We start from the raw sequence: 13,284 nt of genomic DNA, 5'->3' as shown, positions 1-13,284 counted from the left end.
AGACCGGTCGACTAGTGAAAAGTGAAATAAAAAGCCTGATGTTATTCAGGCCGGATAATGATCTGCTGCGCATGCGCCAGCGCGCTTTCCAGCGGCACGGCACTGCGCGAAATTTTTGCCTGCAGGTTTGCGCCGAGCCACAGCGCATATAACACCTGCGCCTGGGAGCGCGCTTCGCCGGCAAAGGCGAGACTCTTATCCTCGCGTCCCTGTTCCAGCGCTTTAGCTAACAGGGCGATAATTCCCCGTGCGCCGCTGTCCATCGCCGTGCGCATATCTTCCGAGAGATCGCACACTTCCGCCGAGAGCTTCACCGTCAGGCAGCCGCTGATGTGACCCTGCTGGCAAAACTGATTCAGCGTCTCCTGATAATAGGCCAGCAATCTGTCGCGCGCCGTGCCCGGGCCGCTGGCAAAATGGTTCGCCAGCCGCTGGTGGTAACCCGCATAGTGGCGCTCAAGCAGCGCCACGCCAAACGCCTCTTTCGAGCGAAAGTAGTGGTAGAAGGAGCCTTTCGGCACTTCCGCCGTTTTCAGTAATTCGCTTAACCCCATGCCGGTAAAGCCGCGGTGCATACAGAGCTGCTCGCCGATTGCCAGTAAGTGTTCGCGTGTGTCGTGTTCAGAATTCTTGCGCATCGACACACTCTAGCGGGCGAACTTTGTGATGGCAATTGGCGAACAATGCGTTTTTAACAGTTGCGCAATATCTCACCGCGGTCTTGAATGTAGAGAAAGCCTGCATCTATGGAGCGTCCATTGCCTGAACAACTGGAGTTTTTCCCGGTCCAGAGTCCGTGTCGCGGCATCTGCCAGTCAGATGAGCGCGGCTTTTGCCGTGGCTGTATGCGCAGCCGCGATGAGCGCTTTAACTGGCAAGCGATGAGCGACGCGCAAAAGCAGGAGGTGCTGCGCCTCTGCCGCCAGCGCTGGCAGCGTAAATTGCGCGCAATGCGTGACCAACCCCCGGAAGAACCTGATCAACCTTCGCTGTTTTAAGGGCAAAAATGGGTATACTCGGTGCAAATTACCTTCGAGGAAACTATGATGGTCCAGCGTATTGCCCTTGCGCCGCAAGGTCCTGAGTTCTCACGTTTTGTGATGGGTTACTGGCGCCTGATGGAGTGGAACTTTACCCCGCGCCAGCTGGTGAGTTTTATTGAAGCCCATCTCGATCTTGGCGTTACCACTGTCGATCATGCCGATATCTATGGCGGCTATCAGTGTGAAGCCGCCTTCGGCGAAGCCCTCAAGCTTGCCCCGCATCTGCGCGCGCGTATGGAGATGGTCACTAAATGCGGTATCGCCACCACCGCGAAGCCGGAACACGCGCTCGGCCACTACATTACCGAACGCGACCATATTATTCACAGCGCCGAGCAGTCGCTGCGCAACCTGGCGACCGATTATCTCGATCTACTGTTGATCCATCGCCCGGATCCGTTGATGGATGCCGACGACGTTGCCGAAGCCTTTTTACAGCTGCACCAGAGCGGTAAAGTGCGCCACTTCGGCGTCTCCAACTTCACACCTGCGCAATTCTCGCTGCTGCAATCGCGGCTGCCGTTTACGCTGGTCACTAATCAGGTGGAGATCTCGCCGGTTCATCAGCCGCTGCTGCTTGATGGCACGCTCGATCAGCTTCAGCAGCTGCGCATCCGCCCGATGGCGTGGTCCTGCCTGGGCGGCGGGCGCATCTTCAGCGATGTCGACTGCCAGCCGCTGCGCGATGAGCTGCACCAGGTGGCAACGGAGCTGAATGCCGAAAATATCGAGCAGGTGATCTATGCCTGGGTGCTGCGTTTACCCTCTTCGCCGCTGCCGATTATCGGCTCCGGTAAAATTGAGCGCGTCCGTTCATCCCTTGGCGCGCTGAATCTTCAGATGTCCCGCCAACAGTGGTTCCGCATCCGCAAAGCGGCGCTCGGCTACGACGTGCCGTAAGCTAACGCTATGACCTCCCGGTGAAATCTGCCGCTCTGGCCTACACTTACAGAGCGAAAACAATCCAACGGAGGTCATATGAAGCGTTTTAGTCTGGCAATGCTGGCTCTGCTCACCTGTGCGGGTGCGCAGGCCGCCAGTGAAGAAGTGCAGATGAACCTCGTTACCGCGCAGGGTGTCGGGCAGTCCGTCGGTAGCGTTAAGATCAGCGAAACCGATAAAGGGCTGGAGTTCGCGCCCGATCTCAATGCGCTGCCGCCCGGCGAGCACGGTTTCCATGTCCATGCCAAAGGCAGCTGTCAGCCAGCAATGAAAGAGGGCAAGCCCTCTGCCGCTGAAGCCGCGGGCGGCCACCTCGATCCCCATAACACGGGCAAACATGCAGGACCAGAGGGGGAAGGCCATTTAGGCGACCTGCCGGTGCTGATGGTCAATAACGATGGCAAAGCGACCGATGCCGTTGTTGCGCCGCGCCTGAAAAAGCTGGATGAGGTGAAAGGCAAGGCGCTGATGATCCATGTCGGTGGCGATAACATGTCCGATCAGCCAAAACCGCTCGGCGGTGGCGGGGCGCGTTATGCCTGCGGCGTAATTAAGTAACCGGCTCGCTGATGGTCCCTGGCGCGGGCGCATTTTCCAGCTGGGCAAGCGCGCAGTAGAGACGCCAGATTAGCGAGGCGAGTTCGCGCGCGGCGGGCTGGTGATGCTGGCCCAGCGCCGCGCAAATCCGCTCTAACTCTGCGAGCGTGGCATTCAGCGATCGTTGCTGAACGCCGCGTTCGCTCATCACATCCCGCAGCAGCCCAATGGCGCGATCGCGCACCCGGCTCAACGGATCAGAACGCGTTTCCCAGTCACGCAGTTGCCACACCACATGCGAGCAGTTGAGCAGCACCACGCCCCAGCGCAACAACCAGCGCCGCGCCTGCGCATCCTGGCTGTTACTAAGCTGGCTAATGTGGTGATAAACAACCGACTCATATTGGTGTTCCTGCAACCTTGGCGCGCGGCTCAGCTGGTCAACAAAATGGCGGCGCAGGGCGCGAATATGGCGACGGCCTTTGCGCGCATCCGACCCCGGTCGCAGCACCGCAAAGGCAAGCCAGGCCAGCGCCACACCGAGGATTTTTGCCAGGTCGGCATTGAGAAAATCGGCAAAATCAAATACCGGCGGGTCGCTTACCGCAATAAACGAACCCATAAAGACAATCAACTGCCCCCACAGCCCAGCGCGCTTTGGCATCTGGAGCTTGAGCAATTGCAGGGTGGTAAGCAGCGGAAAGAGAAACAGCAGAAACAGCGCCAGCGCGTTGATCTGCACCATCAGGCCAAATTTCACCACAAAGCTGAACAACGTCAGCAGGGCAAGTGTCCGCAACAGCAGGGTTAAAGAGTTAAACGGCGCGGGCGAAACGGAGTAGAGCACGCAGCTGATCGCTGCCAGCGTCAGCGCGGCGGAGCCATGCTCCCACTGCGCGCTGAGACTCCATGCTCCGACCATGATCAGCGCGACAAAGGTTCTCAGCCCGCTCCATAACGCCTCGGCATTGTCGATATCGCGCATTAACGCCGGGCTGCGCGGCGGCAGCGCTTCGCTTACCGGCGATGCGTTTTCCAGCTGGCGTAACCAGCGGCTGCTGGCGAGGTATAAACGGCAGAAGTAGCGCAGCCGCTGCCAGAAAGCGTGATGGCGATAGTCAGCCTGCGGCGTCGGCGCCAGCGGGGCAATAATGCGGGCGACCGTTAGCGCATCGGCATCGTGATGTGCCAGCTCTGCCAGCAGTTGCTCAAGCACCGGGCGCAAAGTGGCAGGCGCGTCGGGCCAGTTGAGCATCATTCGCCGCAGGCTGGAGATGACGCTGGTCATGCGTAACTGCTGATGGAGCAACCAGGTGAGCACCCGGTTTTGACGGCGAAAGCGATAGTGGCTCCAGAAGGCCTGGATGCGCAGCAGGTTGGTGGTGAGGATCTGCCCAATCACGCTCTCATGTGCGTTGCGGATCGCGTCGTTTGTTTCCGCCTGCCAGAGCAGGCTGGCGTGCTCCAGTAACCGGGCATGCATCCTTCTGAGCGCGGCGAGCAGCGTCGGGCCATCGGCAGTGCCGGGCAGGATCATCATCATCATGCCGCCACACAGAATGCCGAGGATCACCTCGCAGACGCGCGCCTGGGCGATATCCCACAGTTCGGTAATTTCGGTGATATTGGTCATCGCAAAGGCGATGATGGCGGCGGTGTAACCCGCCAGTTGAAAGGCGTAGGCGACATTGTTCGTGAACTGGGCGCAGGCCCAGGTACAGAAGGCTATCCAGCCCGCCATGGCAAACAGAAACAGCCACGGATCGTTAAGGGTTTGCCCGGCGATAATCAGTGCGGCGCACGCCCCAAGCAGGCTACCGGCAATGCGCCCGAGGCTTTTGCTGATTACGCCGCCGACGGTGGGAAAACTGACCACCGCCGCAGAGGTCATCGCCCAGTAAGGCTCGTCAAGGTTGAGCGCATAGGCAAGCGTCAGCGCCAGGCACATAGCAATGCCGTTACGCAGTGCGTAGCGCCACTGCCCGCCGGTCGCCTTGACCCACGGCAGGTTTTGCCACAGCCGCGCTAGCCTGCTCACGGCTGCTCGCTGATGGTCACGGTGCAGGTGGTGCCGGCCACCAGCGTCATATCCTGCGGCAGGGCGTCAAACTGGATGCGTACCGGCACGCGCTGCGCCAGCCGCACCCACGGAACGGTGGGTTTAATATCGGCCACCAGCCCGCTGTCGGCCTCCACGCTCTGATCGTAAATGGCGCGGCCAATGCTGGCTACGTGACCCTGTAACGTTTTGTTGCTGCTGTAGAGCACAATCTTCACCGCGGCACCCTCACGAATGTGGCGCAGTTTGGTCTCTTCGAAATAGCCGACAACGTAAAACGAGTGGCTGTCGACCAGTGCAAACACCGGTTGACCGGCAGTGGCGTAGTTGCCGGTGCGCGCAGAGAGGTTAGTCACCCAGCCATCGACCGGCGCGGTAACGCGGGTTTGCGCCAGCTGCCATTTCGCCTGATTGAGTTGCGCCGTGGCGACGGCGACATCGGCCTGCGCCGCTTTGACGCCGATATTGGCAGTGTCGAGATCTTCGGCCGAGATGTAGTTATGGGAGAGGTGGCGTCGGCGATTGGCTTCGTTGTTGGCTTTTGCCAGCTCCGTTTGCGCCTTTGCCAGCTGCCCTTCGGCATTCACCACCGCAATGCGATAAGGGGTATCGTCAAGCAGAAACAGCAGATCGCCTTCGTGAACATACTGGTTATCTTTCACCGCCAGCTGGCGAATACTGCCGGAGACCTGCGGCGTGATGCTCACCTGCTCGGCGCGTACTTTGCCATCCCGCGTCCAGGGCGACTGCATATAGATGTTCCACATCCACCAGCCTGCGGCCAGCGCAATCGCCACGACCAATAACGTTGAGAAATACTTCAGTGAGTTAAGCCGCATTGTTACCACACCATCAACAGGCCGAGCGCGAGGCTCAACGCAATCACAAAGAGGGAGAGATCCATCAGCATCGGGTGCCAGATATCGCCCGCGTAGATCCAGTCGCGCAGCAGGCGGTGCGCCATCAGCCAGATGAAAAAGCCCAGCATCACGGCTTTGAAGAGCGGCGGGAAATAGACCGAGGCGCCAAAGATAAGATCCTGGAAGGGTAAATCGGGAGAACTTGAGGTTAACTTCACGCGTCACTGTCCTGTTTAAATAAGTGCGCCAGGGGGGCGGAAAGCGGCACGGCACAAGCCCTGGCGAGGCGACCAATATATTTGTTTTACAAATATAAATGCTGCAAACTATTCTAAAATGAGTATAATAACTTAGCAAACTAATTATAAGGAGATGAAATTGGAATCGCCATTAGGTTCTGATCTGGCACGCTTAGTGCGCATTTGGCGTGCTTTGATTGACCATCGCCTAAAACCTCTGGAATTAACGCAGACACACTGGGTGACGCTGCACAATATTCATCAGTTACCGCCCGATCAGTCGCAAATTCAACTGGCAAAAGCGATCGGCATTGAGCAGCCTTCACTGGTGCGCACGCTCGATCAACTGGAAGAGAAGGGCCTGATTTCTCGCCAGACTTGCGCCAGCGATCGGCGGGCAAAACGCATTAAATTGACCGAGAAAGCGTCGCCTATCATCGATCAGATGGAGACGGTAATTCGTAAGACCCGGGGTGAGATTTTATCCGGGTTCTCTGCGGAGGAGCTGGATATGTTAATTAAGATGATTGCCCGGCTGGAGCACAATATCACTGAGCTCCAGTCGCGAGACTGAAAGCAAAAAGCCTTGCAATCGCAAGGCTTTTTTTATGCCCGTTGAGGGCAGGCTTATGCGGCCATTAGCATGACCGCACACGCTTGTGATTAACGCGGGGAAACGGTAATTTCGCGGCCGTTGCTCGCCATCACGACGCGCTGACCTGCAACGTACTGGGTTTTACCCTGTTTCTGCACCACCATAATGGTGTTGCCGTCATCTTTACGAATTTCCAGCTCCACGCCCTGGGTTTTGTTCATCGCACCCTGCGCGGATTGACCCGCAACGCCACCGGCTACTGCACCTGCGGCGGTTGCCAGCGAACGACCTGCGCCGCCGCCAATGGTGTTGCCCAGGAAACCACCCAGCACGGCACCGCCCAGCGCACCGATAACATTGCTGTCATCACCGCCCTGAATCTGCACCGGACGAACGTTAACCACGGTGCCGTAAGTGACATTTTGCACCTGTTTGGCTTCGGATGCAGAGTAGACGTCGCCGGAGAGCGAGTCGTTATTCACACACCCAGCCAATGTAAAACCAACCAGCGAAACTGCCAGTGCACGTAACATCATTTATGAATCTCCTGTTCACCATGAAACGCCCTTGCGAGCATCCGTCATGGCTAAATTATATGGCATATTCGCAATGCCACTCGAATCTTCAGCCAATTCCCGAAAAAAATGATACACAAAGCGCGATCAACCCGATCTAAACGAAGCGATTATAAGCGTACTTTGCGCCATTTACACTTAAGCAAAAGGGTGAGGATTGTTAAAAAGTGTTTGCAGTCGATGGCGTAAACGGACGCTTTATGGTGGAGTGGAGCCTCTTTGCCATACATGAAAGGAAGGGGTATGAAATCAGGTCGCTATATTGGGGTGATGTCGGGCACCAGCCTGGACGGGGTGGATGTGGTGCTGGCCGCCATCGACGACACCATGGTCGCGCAGCAGGCAAGCCTGACCTTTCCCATTCCGCTGCCGCTGAAAGAGGGGATCCTCGGCATCTGCCAGGGGCAGGAGCTAACCCTCTCGCAGCTCGGTCGCCTCGACACGCAGCTCGGCAAACTCTTTGCCGATGCGGTATTAGCACTGATGGACAGAGAGCAGCTCATTGCCCAGGATATCGTGGCGATTGGCTGTCACGGCCAGACCGTCTGGCACGAACCAACGGGCGTGGCGCCGCACACGCTGCAAATCGGCGATAACAACCAGATCGCCGCGCGTACCGGCGTTACCGTGGTCGGCGATTTTCGCCGCCGGGATATGGCCCTCGGCGGGCAGGGCGCGCCGCTGGTACCCGCTTTTCATCACGCGCTGCTCGCGCACCCGGTTGAGCGGCGTATGGTGCTCAATATCGGCGGTATCGCCAATCTCTCCCTCTTGATCCCTGGCCAGCCGGTCAGAGGTTTCGACACCGGGCCGGGTAATATGCTGCTTGATGCGTGGATCTGGCGTAATCAGGGCAAACCCTATGATGAGAACGCGCAGTGGGCGAGCGAAGGCAAAGTGATCCTGCCGCTGCTGCAAAGAATGCTGAGCGACCCCTATTTTGCCGAGCCGGCACCGAAGAGCACCGGGCGGGAGTATTTCAACGCCGCCTGGCTGGAGCGCCACCTTGTTCACTATCCGGGAGTTGCCGCCAGCGATGTGCAGGCAACGCTGGTGGAGCTGACGGCGGTCACCATCTCCGAACAAGTGTTACTCAGCGGCGGCTGCGAGCGGCTGCTGGTGTGCGGTGGCGGCAGCCACAACCCGCTTTTAATGGCGCGTCTGGCAAGCCAACTGCCGGGTATTGAAGTGGCTCCGACCGATGATGCCGGGATCAGCGGCGACGATATGGAAGCGCTCGCCTTTGCATGGCTGGCCTGGCGCACGCTGGCTGGCTTGCCGGGCAATCTCCCCTCGGTGACCGGGGCTGCCGCGCCAACGGTGCTGGGGGCGATCTTCCCGGCTAACCCACGGCAGAATCAGAGTTAACCGCATTCCACTTCAGGGGTACGCCGCTAGACTGACCGGGTTTAAGGAGGGCGCTTCGCTCTCCGTGACCAGGAGCGTCCCGGAGTATCCTATGAAAAAAATCCTTATCATCTGCCTGCCCGCGCTGCTCGCCGGATGCAGCTATTACAACCAGTTCGTCGAGCGCATGCACACCGACACTCTCGCCTATCAGTGCGATGAAAAGCCGCTTACCGTGAAGATTAACCAGACCCGCCAGCAGGCGAGTTTCGTGCTTGATAACCAGCAGCTAACACTTCAGCAGGGGCTCTCCGCCTCGGGCGCGCGTTACACCGACGGCGTGTACGTATTCTGGTCAAAAGGTGACGGCGCCACCGTCTATAAACGCGACCGCATTGTCTTAAACAACTGTCAGTTAATTCCGCAGCGTTGAGATTTTCACCGGGGGGCGCATAATAGCTCTCCCTGAGGACAACTTTCGCTAACGCCATGACTGATAACGATCAATTGCAGCACATTGCGCACCTGCGCCGTGAGTACACCAAAGGCGGTCTGCGCCGCGCCGATCTTCCCGCTGACCCTTTAACGCTCTTTGAACGCTGGCTTGGCCAGGCGTGTGAAGCGCAGCTCGCTGACCCGACGGCCATGGTGGTCGCCACCGTCGATGAGCAGGGGCAGCCTTATCAGCGCATTGTGCTACTCAAGCACTACGACGAAAAAGGGCTGGTGTTCTATACCAACCTCGGCAGCCGTAAAGCGCAGCATCTGGAACATAATCCGGCCATCAGCCTGCTCTTTCCGTGGCACATGCTGGAGCGCCAGGTGATGGTGACCGGCAAAGCGGAGCGTCTCTCCACCCTTGAAGTGGTGAAATATTTCCACAGCCGCCCGCGCGACAGCCAGATTGGCGCATGGGTCTCGAAGCAATCAAGCCGCATCTCGGCGCGCGGTATCCTCGAAAGCAAATTCCTCGAACTGAAACAGAAATTCCAGCAGGGCGAGGTACCACTGCCCAGTTTCTGGGGCGGCTATCGCATCCCGATTGAGCAGATGGAGTTCTGGCAGGGCGGCGCAAATCGTCTCCACGATCGTTTTTTGTACCAGCGTGAAAATAACGCGTGGAAAATCGACCGTCTGGCACCGTAAAACGCCGAAAATGTTGTGATAAGCGCTGGTGCAACGTAGCCCGGCGCTTTATGCTATCTGCCCCCCTGAAGTATCCTTTCGCATCTGGCGAAAAGTCGTGTACCGGCATAGGTGCAGTCCGTTTTATACATGGAGAATTTGATGGCTAGCAGTAACTTGATTAAACAATTGCAAGAGCGGGGCCTGGTGGCCCAGGTGACGGATGAGGAAGCGTTAGCAGAGCGACTGGCGCAGGGGCCAATCGCGCTCTATTGCGGCTTCGATCCCACCGCAGACAGCTTGCATTTGGGGCATCTGGTTCCTTTGTTATGCCTGAAACGCTTCCAGCAGGCGGGTCACAAACCGGTCGCGCTGGTGGGCGGCGCCACGGGGCTTATCGGCGATCCGAGCTTTAAAGCCTCCGAGCGTAAACTCAATACCGAAGATACCGTGCAGGAGTGGGTCGACAAGATCCGCAACCAGGTGGCACCGTTCCTCGATTTTGACTGCGGCGAGAACGCAGCTATCGCGGCGAACAACTACGACTGGTTCGGCAGCATGAACGTGCTGACCTTCCTGCGCGACATCGGTAAGCACTTCTCTGTTAACCAGATGATTAACAAAGAAGCGGTCAAACAGCGTCTGAACCGCGATGATGTCGGCATCTCCTTCACTGAATTCTCCTACAACCTGCTGCAGGGCTATGACTTTGCCTGCCTGAACGAGCGCTACGGCGTGGCGTTGCAGATTGGCGGCTCCGATCAGTGGGGCAACATCACTTCCGGTATCGACCTGACCCGTCGTCTGCATCAGAACCAGGTCTTCGGCCTGACCGTACCGCTGATCACCAAAGCCGACGGCACCAAGTTTGGTAAAACCGAAGGCGGCGCGGTGTGGCTCGATCCGAAGAAAACCAGCCCGTACAAGTTCTACCAGTTCTGGATCAACACCGCCGATGCCGATGTCTATCGCTTCCTGAAGTTCTTCACCTTTATGGACATCGCCGAAATCAACGCGCTGGAAGAAGAGGATAAGAACAGCGGGAAAGCGCCGCGCGCGCAGTATGTGCTGGCCGAGCAGGTAACGCGTCTGGTTCACGGTGATGAGGGTCTGACCGCCGCGAAACGCATCACTGCAAGCCTGTTCAACGGCACGCTGAGCGATCTCAGCGAAGCCGACTTTGAGCAGCTGGCGCAGGATGGCGTACCGATGGTTGAGATGGAGAAGGGCGCGGATCTGATGCAGGCGCTGGTTGATTCCGAGCTGCAACCGTCTCGCGGTCAGGCGCGCAAAACCATCGCCTCTAATGCGGTCACCATCAACGGTGAAAAGCAGGCCGATCCGGAGTACTTCTTCACCGATGCCGACCGTCTGTTTGGTCGCTACACGCTGCTGCGTCGCGGTAAGAAGAACTACTGCCTGGTGTGCTGGAAGTAATTTTCTCTGGCTTCAGACGATAAAAAAGGCGGGATATTCCCGCCTTTTTCTTTGCCCTGCGTTCAGGCAGGCTGCTGTAAATCAGGCAATGCCTTCCGCAGAGAGCGCCGCAGCCACTGCCGGTCGGGCCGCCACGCGCGCCATGTAGGCTTCAATATTGCCAAAACCACTCATATCGAGTTTTACCGCATGCGCCCAGCGCAGCACGGTGAAGAGATAGCCATCGGCAATGGTGAAGTGCTCGCCACTGATCCAGCCATTACCGCTCAGGGCGTCATTAACGTAGTGCAGCTTCTTCTCAAGCTGTGCGCGCACGGTCGGTTTGTACTCTTCCGGCGTATCCGGGCGGAACAGCGGGGTAAAGCCCTTGTGCAGCTCGGTAGCGATATAGTTCAGCCACTCCAGCGCCTTGTAGCGCGGCAGGGTGCCGACAGCGGGCAGCAGCTGGCTTTGCGGCGCGTTATCCGCAACGTATTGCATAATGGCAACGCCTTCGGTGATCAGCGTATTGTCATCCAGCAGCAGCGCGGGAACCTGGCCTTTCGGGTTAATCGCGAAAAAGTCTTCGCCATCTTCCAGACGTTTTTTCATCAGATCGACGCTAATAAGGGAGATCTCTTTCCCGGCTTCGCGCAGCGCGATATGGGAGGCGAGTGAGCAGGCACCTGGCTTGTAGAACAGTTTCATCGACGTTTCCTTTTATCTGAATTCCGGCATAGAGTAGTACGCCGTTGCATAAAAAAAAAGCCGCTAACTGACGTTAACGGCTTCTTCATTTTTACCCGCTTGCGATTAGGCAGTAGCGGTTTTGGACGCTTCATCCGCGTCGTCACGGCTCTGGGTCATGCGGTTCAGCTTCGGCGCGGTCAGCACCATCAGCACGGCAATCACCGCCGTCGCAATACCAATCTGCAGGAATACGCTACCGTAGATGTTCAGGGACATCAGCGGGTCGGTAACGTTCTCCGGGATCGCCATCTGGTTAGCCACGTAGCCAGCGATGATATTCGCGCCCGCGGTGGTCAGGAACCAGCTACCCATAATAAAGCCCATCAGACGCTGCGGCACCAGCTGCGCGACCATCGCCAGGCCAAGGCCGGAGATCATCAGCTCACCAATACTCTGCAGGCCGTAGCTCGCAATCAGCCAGCTTACGGAAACAATACCGGCATCAGAGGCGAATTTGGTACCCAGCGGCAGCACGAGGAACGCGCCAGAGCAGAGCACCATCCCGATGGCAAACTTGTGCGGCATCGGCAGGGTATCGCCCATTTTGTTATAGATAGCGGCAAGAATCGGGCTGCCGATAATGATCCAGAACGGATTCAGCGCCTGATACTGCTCCGGCTCAAACGCGATGCCGAACAGGGTATGTTCAACGTTACGGATTGCGAAGAAGTTCAGGGAGGTCGGCATCTGGCTATAGAGCACGAAGAAGACGATAGCCTGCACCATCAGGATAAAGGCGACGATCATCTTGCGACGCGCCGCGCCCTGCAGGGTAAAGGTCTCTTTCGCGAAGATGGCGATAATGCCCAGTGCGATCACGCCCAGAACCATACGCGCGATACCCTGGTTATGCAGCAGCCAGGTGGCGATAGCGATCAGCACCGCGATACCGACGATGGTCGCCAGCAGGTAGCCGATACGCAGCGGTTCGAAGTCCGGTTTGGAGCCGTAGTTTTTCACCCAGCGTTTGCAGAAAGCAAAGTTAACGATGGTGATCAGCAGGCCAACGACGCTCAGACCAAACGCGGTGCTCCAGCCAAAGCGGGCAGCAAGCCACGGCGTTGCCAGCATTGAGAAGAAGGAGCCAACGTTCACCGCCATGTAATACATGGTGAACGCGCCGTCGAGACGCGGGTCATCCTTGTCATAGCAGGTGGAGAGCAGCGAAGAGGGGTTGGCTTTAAACAGACCGTTACCGACGGCAATCGCTGCCATGCCCATATAGACGATGCTGGCATCGTGACCTGACCAGGCCACCAGCGCATAACCGAGTGCCAGCACAATCGCGCCCAGCAGGATCACACGTTTGGTGCCGAGCACTTTGTCGCCCAGCCAGCCGCCGATAGCCACCAGGCCATAGACCAGCGCGCTAAAGGAGGAGAAGAGCGTAATGGAGTCTGATTCCGACATTCCCAGTTGCTTAACCAGGTAAACGGCCATAATTCCTTGCAGGCCGTAGTAACCAAAACGTTCCCACAATTCGATCGAGAAGATGAGATAGAACGCTTTCGGTTGTTTGAAAGCGTTCATGCTGACGCTTTCTGTTGGTTTGTTTGCAGTTGACACGTAGACCTCTTTTTTTACATCCCATATTAACGGGGGGTGTTCAGCGCGCGATAACCAGTTTGCATCACGCTTTTAGTTATATTGGGAGGAGAAACGGCGGGTAATGTTCACTATCCTGGCTCATGAGGCAAGTCTTTTGACATATTCTGTTACATAGATCCAACGCATAACTTTGCTCGGCAAACTGAATTGTTATTCAGAGTTTAATTTTATCATTTTGGTAAAAGTGG

General features: G+C 57.4%; 15 protein-coding genes. 8 read left to right on the top strand and 7 right to left on the bottom strand.

From position 1 onward, the window contains the following. Positions 1–41 precede the first annotated feature (41 nt). Positions 42–638 (bottom strand): TetR/AcrR family transcriptional regulator, encoded by a 597-nt coding sequence (locus N7V53_RS00515; protein ID WP_279791527.1) that lies wholly within the window; start codon positions 636–638, stop codon positions 42–44. Positions 639–758: 120 nt separating this feature from the next. Between N7V53_RS00515 and N7V53_RS00510 the strand changes: the two genes are divergently transcribed. From N7V53_RS00510 to sodC, 3 genes are all read left to right on the top strand, one after another. Continuing rightward, a complete protein-coding gene (locus tag N7V53_RS00510; RefSeq protein ID WP_023481760.1) occupies positions 759–998 on the top strand; it encodes a DUF1289 domain-containing protein in 240 nt (79 codons plus the stop codon). A 48-nt stretch (positions 999–1,046) separates the two neighbouring features. Next, complete coding sequence (locus N7V53_RS00505; RefSeq protein ID WP_279792691.1) at positions 1,047–1,943, top strand: aldo/keto reductase family oxidoreductase; 897 nt, start codon at positions 1,047–1,049, stop codon at positions 1,941–1,943. A gap of 78 nt (positions 1,944–2,021) precedes the next feature. Beyond that, on the top strand, positions 2,022–2,543 hold the full coding sequence (gene sodC / locus N7V53_RS00500; protein ID WP_279791524.1) for a superoxide dismutase [Cu-Zn] SodC: 522 nt from the start codon (positions 2,022–2,024) through the stop codon (positions 2,541–2,543). Here sodC and N7V53_RS00495 read toward each other — a convergent pair. From N7V53_RS00495 to N7V53_RS00485, 3 genes are read right to left on the bottom strand one after another with little or no spacing between them, the layout of a single operon-like run. Beyond that, a complete protein-coding gene (locus tag N7V53_RS00495; protein ID WP_279791522.1) occupies positions 2,536–4,560 on the bottom strand; it encodes an FUSC family protein in 2,025 nt (674 codons plus the stop codon). The two genes, sodC and N7V53_RS00495, sit on opposite strands and share 8 nt — an antisense overlap. After that, entirely contained in the window at positions 4,557–5,420 is an 864-nt protein-coding gene (locus N7V53_RS00490) for an HlyD family secretion protein (protein WP_279791520.1), read from the bottom strand. Before N7V53_RS00490 ends, N7V53_RS00495 begins: the two co-directional genes overlap by 4 nt. Positions 5,421–5,422: 2 nt before the next feature. Then, complete coding sequence (locus N7V53_RS00485; RefSeq protein WP_023481365.1) at positions 5,423–5,659, bottom strand: DUF1656 domain-containing protein; 237 nt, start codon at positions 5,657–5,659, stop codon at positions 5,423–5,425. Between the two features lie 154 nt (positions 5,660–5,813). On the opposite strand from N7V53_RS00485, the gene slyA reads away from it, so the two are divergent. Next, positions 5,814–6,254: a transcriptional regulator SlyA gene (gene slyA, locus N7V53_RS00480; RefSeq protein ID WP_034814017.1), complete on the top strand. Its 441-nt coding sequence runs from the start codon at positions 5,814–5,816 to the stop codon at positions 6,252–6,254. Positions 6,255–6,343: 89 nt separating this feature from the next. Here slyA and slyB read toward each other — a convergent pair whose 3' ends face one another. Continuing rightward, the gene (gene slyB / locus N7V53_RS00475; protein WP_023481629.1) at positions 6,344–6,811 is read right to left on the bottom strand and encodes an outer membrane lipoprotein SlyB; all 468 of its coding nucleotides are present in this window, start codon (positions 6,809–6,811) and stop codon (positions 6,344–6,346) included. 282 nt (positions 6,812–7,093) lie between these two features. Here slyB and anmK point away from each other — a divergent pair, with 282 nt between their 5' ends. The 4 genes from anmK to tyrS all read left to right on the top strand — a co-directional run bounded on the left by anmK (position 7,094) and on the right by tyrS (position 10,759). Further along, complete coding sequence (anmK, locus tag N7V53_RS00470; RefSeq protein WP_279791516.1) at positions 7,094–8,218, top strand: anhydro-N-acetylmuramic acid kinase; 1,125 nt, start codon at positions 7,094–7,096, stop codon at positions 8,216–8,218. A 91-nt stretch (positions 8,219–8,309) separates the two neighbouring features. Continuing rightward, positions 8,310–8,630, top strand: coding sequence for a C-type lysozyme inhibitor (gene mliC, locus N7V53_RS00465; RefSeq protein ID WP_124968452.1), 321 nt, complete (start codon positions 8,310–8,312; stop codon positions 8,628–8,630). Positions 8,631–8,686: 56 nt separating this feature from the next. Beyond that, positions 8,687–9,343, top strand: coding sequence for a pyridoxamine 5'-phosphate oxidase (gene pdxH, locus N7V53_RS00460; RefSeq protein ID WP_270220808.1), 657 nt, complete (start codon positions 8,687–8,689; stop codon positions 9,341–9,343). Between the two features lie 141 nt (positions 9,344–9,484). After that, positions 9,485–10,759, top strand: coding sequence for a tyrosine--tRNA ligase (gene tyrS, locus N7V53_RS00455; RefSeq protein ID WP_054802846.1), 1,275 nt, complete (start codon positions 9,485–9,487; stop codon positions 10,757–10,759). Between the two features lie 81 nt (positions 10,760–10,840). On the opposite strand, the gene gstA is transcribed toward tyrS, so the two are convergent. Further along, positions 10,841–11,446 carry a glutathione transferase GstA gene (gene gstA / locus N7V53_RS00450; RefSeq protein ID WP_279791512.1) on the bottom strand — a complete coding sequence of 202 codons (606 nt, stop codon included), beginning with the start codon at positions 11,444–11,446 and terminating at the stop codon, positions 10,841–10,843. Positions 11,447–11,551: 105 nt separating this feature from the next. Beyond that, on the bottom strand, positions 11,552–13,054 hold the full coding sequence (gene dtpA, locus N7V53_RS00445) for a dipeptide/tripeptide permease DtpA (RefSeq protein ID WP_023481746.1): 1,503 nt from the start codon (positions 13,052–13,054) through the stop codon (positions 11,552–11,554). Positions 13,055–13,284 lie beyond the last annotated feature (230 nt).

Source organism: Kosakonia sp. HypNH10, assembly GCF_029850615.1.
Lineage (GTDB): Bacteria > Pseudomonadota > Gammaproteobacteria > Enterobacterales > Enterobacteriaceae > Kosakonia > Kosakonia cowanii.
The sequence above is the reverse complement of the archived record's forward strand: the minus strand, read 5'-3'. Positions and strand labels throughout refer to the sequence as shown.